This is a genomic window from Nocardia sp. NPDC060259 (genome assembly GCF_042728775.1).
GTDB lineage: Bacteria > Actinomycetota > Actinomycetes > Mycobacteriales > Mycobacteriaceae > Nocardia.
Genome location: NZ_JBHXAY010000002.1, coordinates 183446 through 192464, shown reverse-complemented (window position 1 = coordinate 192464; position 9019 = coordinate 183446). Strand labels below are relative to the sequence as shown.

The window sequence follows — 9019 nt, the reverse complement described above, 5'->3', positions numbered from 1 at the left end:
GCCCCTCGGTATCGAGTGGGAGCCTATCCAGGTCCGCGATCGATGTTGCCGTATATTGCTTTAGTAGGGCTAGCTGTTGGTCGAGGTACTTCCTTACAATGTTCGTGTTGTCGATCGGGTCGAACGGTCGGCTGACTGGGTCATATATCTGAATTGAGATCAGCATGTCGCCCACTGCATGGTAGGCGCGAAGCGTGGTTACGCCCAGTGAATCAGTCTGGGTGATTTTTGATTGCACGCCGGGATAGTCGGCGAATCCATTGTAGAAGTCGCCTTCGCTGCGTTCCATTAGAACGTCTGCAGCGTTGCGGGCGTGGCTCGAATCTTTGAATCGAAGGGTAAACGTCTCGATCGACCGACCTTTGCCGAGTTCGTCACGTCGGTTCGCGGACATGCGCCAACCTGCAATCAGGCCCGGTACTTCGGTTGCGAACTGCTTGCTCTCAATTCTAGTTCCATTGAAATATGGCGGTTCTTCGGACGTTACCCGGTTGCTGCGGGCGGGATGAAACGGCGCAAAGCCGAAGCGCTCATCGTACTCCATAGCTAGCGGAGTCGCATTACCGATTCTAATTGCTTCACGGGCGACACCAGACAGCGGAGTTCTTAAGGATTCGACGTCGAGTGGACTCGTTGCGAAGTTTCCGGTATCGAGTTTGTCGATCTCTGTCGTAGGTCGCGAATCTTGGCCGCCACATGCGCTGGCCAGGAGTATGCAAATCGCAAGCGTCGGTGCGAACCCTGCCTTCCGCATTACTTATCGCACTTCTTCAGGATGGCGTATTGCGCAGCTGCCCGCTCCATTAGTCCACTCTCGACCTCGCCGCCGCTTATTGCTTCCGCGGTAACTACGGCGACGTATCTATCGTATACAATTGCGCACAAGGCGTCGTACTCCCGACTTTGGTCCGCGGTGTCAAGCTTTATGCATTGCGCGTCCGCCAAGCCGGGCGGTGATTTCAAAATAAAGTCATTCCTGCCTGGGGTTGCAAGGAAAGTCTGCAGGCGAAATGCGGAGGCAAGATCACGAGTTCTGTAGACTGTGCTCGCTCGGCGGCCGACCAGATCAACACCCGTCTCTTCAAATTTATTCCGAGCTTCCACTGGATGGCGCTCGAAGTGAAGAATGCCCGAGAGTTGGAATGGTCCAAAGTCCTCTTCGTAATTGCTGATTCCTACGCCATCGCGATCAGATCGGACGGCTGCTCGCCGCATAATATTCTCGGGGTCGAGTGGGGTATCGAGGACATCGTCTAGTGGAATTGACTTGAAGCGGTCGAGCGATTCTACCTGCATCGCGACCGCTTTCTTTACTGTCTCAATTGCCGCATGGAGATCCGAATTCGGAAGTTTGACTCTCGTCCAAATTACATGTTTTCCGCGAGGCTCCCAAGAATCCAGGATTTTTTCCGATTCGGCTGACGCTCGGGCGTTCGGGCGACCTGATATCTCAACTGTCTGCCGAGGGCTCGAGTCGAGAGTAATTCGGTGGAATTCGTCGGCAATCCTGATTGCCTCGACATCTGTTGAAAATTGCAGGATGGCGGTTGATAGGTCCTTGGGCGCGCGAACGCTTCCATTGGATTGGGAAGTCGACACCCCGCCGATGAATTTGACGTTGAGCCGGATCGGGTCTAAGTACGCTTCACTCAACCCATTTCTTGATGACATGGCATCAGTATCGGCGAAGATCCGTGTGCCCCCCGGGGTGTGAAGGTCCGGGTCTACGTCGAATGGGTGCACCAAATAATTGAGCATCCTGCGGGTTTCTATGAGGCGAATCTTCTTCGGCATTTCCATGCCCCACTCAATTCCGAACGGCGTTGGTTCATTCTTGAATGGCCCCGGGCGCAGATGGTCGAGATCGACAGGCGTTGCACCGGGCAGTGGAGACCCGGAGATGGTTACACCGCAGCCCGGCACGAGCGCTATGGCCGCCAATAGGGCTGCGGTCCGAAGCTTGTGAGTAACTGAGGTCACTGCATGGCCTTTGCGATTTGCGGCAGCATCTTGTCGATGAGGATCTGTTGCGATTGATCGCTCCAGACCTGGAACGCCTGGACCGTCGATGGATCGTCGATGACGACGACCTTGCCTTTTCCGCTTGTCAATGCGTATGGCAGCCCACGGAACCCGCCGTTGCCCGCCTGGCTGTCCGTGCGGAGCACGATGACGATATCGGTGTTGTTCTTAATGCTGTAGTCGCCGACAGACAATGCGCGAGGCGACTTCTCGTCGCCCACAGCTTTGAACTCGGAGTTGTAGTCGAAGTCCAAGTCGCGCAGGAACTTCCACTGGTCACTCGGGTTGAGGACTACAGAGAGGGTGGAATTGCCGAAGTTGTATGCGGTGACGGACTTACCGCTGAACTCTGGGTGCTGAGAGCGGGCCTGTGCCATCGGATCGCCGCCGGTCGTTCCTCCATCGGGTCTGGTCAGAACGAAGACGCCAGTTCCGACCAGCGCCGCGACAACGAGCGCAATCATGCTGGTCAGCAATACTTTTCGGGGCCGCTTCGGGCGGTACGGCTTCGGGTTGCGGGCGGTGAGGATGTCCTGCTCGGAAACCCCGCCGCTGTGCGGCGGGTAGCCGACGATGGCGCGGTTGGGGTCGGTGCCCCACTGTGGGACAACATCCGTGGCGGCGGTGATCGGGCTGGCGATTGGGGTGCTGGGGGAGGTGTGGAAGCCCTGTGCTGCCGGTGCCTGCATCGGGGCGCCGAAGAGGGCGTTGTGTGCGTCCTGGATGAACTCGCGGCAGGTGTTGTAGCGGTGGCTCGGGTCCTTGGCCATCACCTTGGCGATCACATGATCGATCGCGGGCGGGAGGTCGGGGCGCACCGCGGTCACCCGGGGTGGGGGTTCGTGGAGGTGGCCCATCATGACCATGGCCGGCACCGTGGCGGGGTACGGGTTCTGGCCGGTGAGCAGCTTGTACAGCGAGCAGCCGAGGCTGTAGATATCGGCTCGGTGGTCGAGTTTGCTGCCCATCAATTGCTCTGGCGGAGCGTAGGCGACGGTGGCCATGAAATTGCCGGTGGCGGTGAGGTCTTGGCCATCGTCGGCGGACTTGGCGACGCCGAAGTCGGTCAGCAGGACGCGTTCCTCGTCGTCGTCCTCGGCCGCGGCGATCATGAAGTTGGCCGGCTTGATGTCGCGGTGGAGCAGGCCGCGGCGGTGCGCGTAGTCGAGGCCCTTGCCGACCTCACCGATGATGCGCAGGGCTCGCTGCGGTGGCATGGCCGCTGGGCCCTTGGCCACCTCGGCGGAGGCGTCCGTGCCGTCGACGTACTGCATCGCGATCCACAGCTGACCGTCCTCGTCGCCGCGGTTGTACACCGCGACGATATTGGGATGGTCCAGGCCTGCAGCGAGATTGGCTTCCCGCTCGAACCGCCCGCGGAACTCGGGATCGGTGGACAGGTCGCCGCTGAGTACCTTGAGCGCGTCGCGGCGCGGCAGACTGGGGTTCTGTGCGAGGTAGACGGTGCCCATACCACCGGCGCCGAGAACCTTGATCACTCGGTAGCCACCAACAATTGCGCCGGGCCGCAAGGCCATTCGCGTCTCCTCATCCTTCGCGCGCCCCGCAGTGCACGTCCCAACAGGGCAATCTAGCAGGTGCCGTGACACCCCACCGGGTCAGCTGTATCCGGCCAACAGCTTGTATTGGGCAGCGAGCCGCTGGTATGCGTCCTGCAAGTTCGTGCTGTAGGACTTGATGACGTAGCGGCCCACCACAGTCAGGCAGATCGGCGGTGCATCGGAGGCGTACTTTGCCTCGGGCTTGGCGTTATAGCAGTGTGCGCCAGGCATGTTGGGTGGGCCGTCGACCTTTATGTGCTTCGGTGTCGTCGCGTCGGCTTCCTCCGCCGCCATGTAGCGAACCGCCGCTGCCGAATCACGGGCGCGGAAGACGGTGCCGAGATCGACGGATGTGTAGTCGACGCCCGCGTCGGCCAGGGCAAGCGATAGTTTGTCGAGTCTTCTTGCGGTATGCAATAGCGCCTGAGTGGGGTACACGGCGGCGCCGTCGTTCTTGCCCGATTCCGACGGCAAGGTATGGGCCAGCAGTCCATCGACATCGATGGGTTGCTTGTCGATCTCGGCGAGCGGTGTCGGCGAGTAGGACTTCAGCATCTCGAGTTGCTTGTCGAAATACTTCTTCACGATCTCGGCGTTCGCGGGACCATCGAAGGGAATGCTCACCGGATCGGACAGGTGAATGTAGATCAGCAGGTCGCCGCGTACCAGCCATGCGCGCATGTACTGCGTTGTGTACGAGCTCTTTTTGATGGCTACGCGCACGTGCGCATCCGGGTAGCCGGGTATCTGGTCGGGATTGCCCTCGGTGCGTTTCGCCAGTTCCTCATAGGCGAACCGCGACTGATCACCGTTGGAGAACCGGACGACCATCGTGCCGACACCGCGTCCCGCATCGAATTCGTCTCGCCGTTGGGCCGAGGTCTTCCAACCGGCGACCACGCCGGGAATCACAGCGAGGGCTTCCTTGGCATTCTCGAAGCCGGTGCCCGAGTAGTACGGCGGATTGTCGGCGGTGACATGACGACCGCCCTTTTGCTTCACGTAGATGAAGCGATTGTCGAAGTCGTACGGCGTCGGTGACGCGGCGCCGATCTTGATGGATTCGCGCAGGGCACCTGCCGCCGGATGCCGGTTCGCCTCCATGTCGTCGGGCTTGGTCGGATAGTTGCCGGAGTCCAGCTTGGTGATGTCCACTTCCGGCGCCGCCGGTGTCGCGGCGTCCGGCCCGCCTCCACAGGCACTCAACGCAATCGTGAGCGCGACGACAGCGCTGTACGCACGGATCTTTCGCATGATCGTTACTCGCTCTTCTTCAGGATCGCGTACTGCGCGGCGGTTCGTTCCTGCAATATCGGGTCGACCTGCAGCGACGCACGCGACACGGTCGCCAGCGACATGACGACGGCAACGTAGCGGTCGTACACCAGGACACAGATCCCGTTGTAGCCACGGTTCGGGTCCGATTCCTCCAGCCGCAGGCATTGGGCGTCGGCGATGCCGGGCGGCGGGGCGAGTTCGGAGTCGCTCTTGCCGCGCTTGGCGAGGACGTTCTGCAGCTTGAATGCGGACTCGACATCGCGAGTCCGGTACACCGTGCTGAAGCGCCGGCCGATCAGGTCGACACCGGCCTCCTCGAAGGCTGTGCGGGCTTCGGCGGGATTCCGCTCGAAGTGCAGGATCCCCGACGGCTCGAAGGTGCCGAAATCCTCTTCGTGGTAGCTCATGCCGTACGGGTCGCCCGACGGGGACTTACCTGTCGCTCGGCGCATGATCCCGTCGGGGTCGAGCGGCAGATCGAGCAGATCGTCGGGGGCGATGATCCGGTACTTGTCGAGCGGTGGAATCTGCAGGTCGAGCGTCTTCCTGATCTTGGTGGCCAAGCCGGCGGAGTCGGGTGTCTCCTGCGACATGCTGACCGCGATCACGAAGGGGCCGTGCGCCTGGAAGGCGCTGACCGCGGTGCCGTCCTTGCTCGACCCGTTGGCCTCGGAATATCCCGGAATCGTCACCGGCTGCCGTTCGCCTGACGTGCTCACCTGATACATCGCAGCGGCCGCGTTCTTGCTGTCCTGCGCGGTCGCGAAGTGCAGCACGCTCAGGTGCAAGCCCTTGGTGTCTCGCACGCTGCCGTTCGTCCGCGATGCGGTGACACCGGCGATGAAGTTGTTGTCGCTCACCGCGGCCTTGAATGTCTCAGGGAGGCCGTCGTCTTTCGACATGTCCGTACCATCGGCGAACACCCTGGTGGTGACCCGCATCGTCAGTTCGGGGTCGACGTCGATCGTTGGGATGAGGACGTTGAGCAGGCGGCGCCCCTCGATCAATCTCACCGTTTTCGCCGTGTCGGAGTACTTCAACTCGAACGTGGTCGGCTCGGTGACGGTCGCGCCGGTTGTGAGCGCTGCCAGGTCGACCGGTGTCATCCCGGGCTTCGCCTGGCCGGAAATAGGTGCCGCACAACCGGACCCGACGATCAGAATCGTGAGCAGCCCAGCCAGCCGCAGGGTGTTCTTCATGTCGGGCATCCTCATCGGCGGGTGAGTAGAACGTATTGCGCGGCAACCTGCTGGTGGAGATCCTGCAAGTTCTTGTCGCGAATCTGCACGGCGTAACGGTCGACCTGCAGGTAGCAGATGTGATCGGCGGTCTTCACCTCGCCCTGTGACTCGTAGGTGATGGCTCGGCAGGCGACCGCATCGCCCAGCTCCTCGGGAGCGGGCGCCTCGATGGCGTCCTCGTCCGGCGCTTTCCACTCGGTGAACAGGTTCTTCGCACCCGCCGCGGTGGTGGACCGGAAGACGACGGTGTCGCCGAAAGAGATCAAGTCGATGCCGTGCTCGGTGAAGGTGCTCAGCAACTCGGCATCGGGCTCGAGGAACAAGCTCAGCGCGCCGCGCCCGGTGAAGTATCCGTCAGGCTGGGCCCGGGACGGTGCCGACGCATCCGAAGGCAGAGTTCGGCCGAGTAGCCCGGTCGGGTCGAGGGGTACTCGTTCGAGCTGGTCCGACGGGGTCGGCACGAATTTGTCCAGCAGCGGTATCTGCACCTCGAGTGCTCGCTCGACCTGTGCCTGCAGCGAGGGCAGGTCCGGTGCGCGGGTCTCGTCGTCGAGCTTCATGAAGATCACGTAGCGGTCGTGGACCGTCCAGGAACCGATGGAGGAGACCGACGGCCGCCAGTGCGCGTAGGTCTTCGGGTACTTGGTGATCGACACCTTCTCGTTGTCGCTGTTGTAGGTGAAGTCGTCGTGCTCGAGGATCGGAGCGACCGTCTCGGCGGTCTTGGCATCGGGGAAGATCAGGACCGAGAGGTTGAGGCTGCGTCGGGGGTTGCCTCCGGTCGGCTCGGTCGCCCAGGAGTTCAGCCAGCCGGCGACCAGATCTTCGGCGACCTCGTCAAAGGTGTCGTTGATGATGAGCTTGCCCAGACCCTTGCGATTCAGCACGACCTGAGTGGGGTGGATCAACGTTTCCTTGCGATTGTCGTAGACATAGGCAGGGTCGATCTCGAACGGCATCGCCACATAGTCCGCGAGACGCTGGGCCTCCCAGGCCCGCCCCTGGTTCAGGCTCTTGGCGTTGCCGACCGTGCGCGGTTGGGTCTGGTAGTTGCCGAAATCGAGTCCCGCAGTGTCTGGTTCGCTCCGAGAGGCACTGCCCGAGACCTGCGATCCACACCCTGCGACGAATACGGCGACTGCCGTCAGTACCGCTAAGCGCGTGATCGATGCATGACGGTTGAGCCTCAAGCTCTCCCCCTCCAACTGACTAACTGATCCGATCGTGGGCCGACTCGGTCCGAGTCACAGCCCACCCCGTCCCCGGTGATCTGGTTCGCGGGCATAGTAGCGCACCCTTCGCCAGCGCAACCATGTCAGACGACCGGGGGAATCCCACCCTGGTGCCGCGGCACACTCCGATTCTTACTTGATGCGGCTCTGCAGGATTGGGACCAGCCGGGACAGCAGGGTTTGTTCGGAGTTCGATGTCCAGGTGCGGATCGCGGTGACGGTGATCGGGTCGTCGATGGGGATCACAGTCGCGCGGGATCCGGTGATCTGGAAGGGGAGGCCGAGGAGGCCGCCGCCGCCGGCTTTCGCGTCGCTGCGGACGGCGAGGATGTAGGTGTCTTCGGCGGCGTTGATACGGTCGGCTGACGTGGTGACCGGGCGTGGGGATGGTTCTTCGCCGGTCTTGATGTAGTTGAAGTTGTAGATGAGGCCCAGGTCTTCGAGGAATTTCGTCGGGAGGGTGCCGCCGAGGTAGGTGGCGATTTTGTTGTCGGCGTCCACGTCGACCATCAGGACCGTTTTGCCCGCGAAGGCGGGGTTGGCTGCTCGGGCCTGCTCGATCGGGGTTCCGGTCGCCTGGGTGGCGGTGGTCGGGGCCGGAGCTGAGGCGGGAGAGCCACCTCCGGATGCCCAGATTCCGACCCCGGCGGCGACGGCAACGACGGCGGCCACTGCGCCGAGCGAGAGCACGAGCTTGCTTGTCGAACTCTTCTGCGCGCTACCGGAGTTCGCCGGGCCCTGGGCGGTGAACGCTTCTGTGCGGGCCGAACTCGACCACTGCGTCGGTGTCTGGATCGGATAGGTCGGTGACGTGTGGTTGCCGGTGGGGTTGGATCCGGGGACGAGCGCGGCGGCGACGGCGTCGGTGAATTCCCGGCAGGTGGCGAAACGCTCGTTCGGATTCTTCGCCATGGCGCGGGCGATGACGTAGTCGATGGCGGGCGGCAAACCGGGGCGCATGCTGGTCGGGCGCGGTGGCGGCTCGTGCAGGTGACCCATCATCACCATGGCCGGTTGCGTTGCGGGGTAAGGGTTCTGGTTGGTCAGGAGCTTGTAGAACGCGCAGGCCAGGCTGTAGATGTCGGCGCGGTGGTCGAGGTGGCCGCCGGAGAGCTGCTCCGGGGGCGCGTAGGCGATGGTCGCGAGGAAGCTGCCGGTCTGGGTGAGCTCGGAGGCGTCGTCGGTCGACTTCGCGACGCCGAAGTCCGTGAGCAGCACCCGCTCGTCGTCGCCGTAGGTTTCCGACAGCAGGAAGTTCGCCGGTTTGACGTCGCGGTGCAGCAGGCCGCGGTGATGGGCGAAGTCGAGGCCCTTACCGACCTCGGTGGTGATGCGCAGCGCGCGCAGCGGGGTCATCGCGTGCGGGTCGCGCGCGAGTTCGGCTGCGGCGTCGGTGCCTTCGACGAACTGCATCGCGATCCAGAGCTGGCCGTGCTCTTCGCCGCGGTTGTAGACCGAGACGATATTGGGGTGGTCCAGGCCTGCCGCGAGGTTGGCTTCACGCTCGAACCTGGCACGGAACTCGGGGTCACGGCTGAGCTCGGCGCTGAGGATCTTGAGCGCGTCGGTGCGGGGCAGGCTCGGGTGATCGGCCAAATAGACCGAGCCCATGCCCCCTGCGCCGATCTTGCGGACGATTCGGTAGCCACCGACGATGGTGCCCGGGCTCATCGCCATCTCTCAC

General features: G+C 62.5%; 7 protein-coding genes. All 7 read right to left on the bottom strand.

Features of this window, described 5'->3' with window-relative positions; translation table 11 throughout:
* On the bottom strand, positions 1 to 544 hold a 544-nt coding region (locus tag ACFWF2_RS02045; protein WP_379303639.1), incomplete at its 3' end, for a hypothetical protein.
* A gap of 209 nt (positions 545 to 753) precedes the next feature.
* Entirely contained in the window at positions 754 to 1980 is a 1227-nt protein-coding gene (locus tag ACFWF2_RS02040) for a hypothetical protein (protein ID WP_379303637.1), read from the bottom strand.
* The gene (locus ACFWF2_RS02035) at positions 1977 to 3560 is read right to left on the bottom strand and encodes a serine/threonine protein kinase (protein ID WP_379303635.1); all 1584 of its coding nucleotides are present in this window, start codon (positions 3558 to 3560) and stop codon (positions 1977 to 1979) included. Before ACFWF2_RS02035 ends, ACFWF2_RS02040 begins: the two co-directional genes overlap by 4 nt.
* A gap of 81 nt (positions 3561 to 3641) precedes the next feature.
* Positions 3642 to 4838, bottom strand: coding sequence for a hypothetical protein (locus tag ACFWF2_RS02030; protein ID WP_379303633.1), 1197 nt, complete (start codon positions 4836 to 4838; stop codon positions 3642 to 3644).
* A gap of 5 nt (positions 4839 to 4843) precedes the next feature.
* Positions 4844 to 6061, bottom strand: a complete 1218-nt coding sequence (locus ACFWF2_RS02025) for a hypothetical protein (RefSeq protein WP_379303631.1) — start codon at positions 6059 to 6061, stop codon at positions 4844 to 4846.
* An 11-nt stretch (positions 6062 to 6072) separates the two neighbouring features.
* On the bottom strand, positions 6073 to 7062 hold the full coding sequence (locus ACFWF2_RS02020) for a hypothetical protein (RefSeq protein WP_379303629.1): 990 nt from the start codon (positions 7060 to 7062) through the stop codon (positions 6073 to 6075).
* A gap of 405 nt (positions 7063 to 7467) precedes the next feature.
* Positions 7468 to 9012, bottom strand: coding sequence for a serine/threonine-protein kinase (locus ACFWF2_RS02015; RefSeq protein WP_379303627.1), 1545 nt, complete (start codon positions 9010 to 9012; stop codon positions 7468 to 7470).
* Positions 9013 to 9019: the final 7 nt, after the last annotated feature.

What these genes read in the sequence shown, in the direction of transcription:
- ACFWF2_RS02035 (WP_379303635.1), bottom strand. Translation starts at nt 3,560, where the DNA reads ATGGCCTTGCGGCCCGGCGCAATTGTTGGTGGCTACCGAGTGATCAAG.
- ACFWF2_RS02030 (WP_379303633.1), bottom strand. Translation starts at nt 4,838, where the DNA reads ATGCGAAAGATCCGTGCGTACAGCGCTGTCGTCGCGCTCACGATTGCG.
- ACFWF2_RS02025 (WP_379303631.1), bottom strand. Translation starts at nt 6,061, where the DNA reads ATGAAGAACACCCTGCGGCTGGCTGGGCTGCTCACGATTCTGATCGTC.
- ACFWF2_RS02020 (WP_379303629.1), bottom strand. Translation starts at nt 7,062, where the DNA reads ATGCCGTTCGAGATCGACCCTGCCTATGTCTACGACAATCGCAAGGAA.
- ACFWF2_RS02015 (WP_379303627.1), bottom strand. Translation starts at nt 9,012, where the DNA reads ATGGCGATGAGCCCGGGCACCATCGTCGGTGGCTACCGAATCGTCCGC.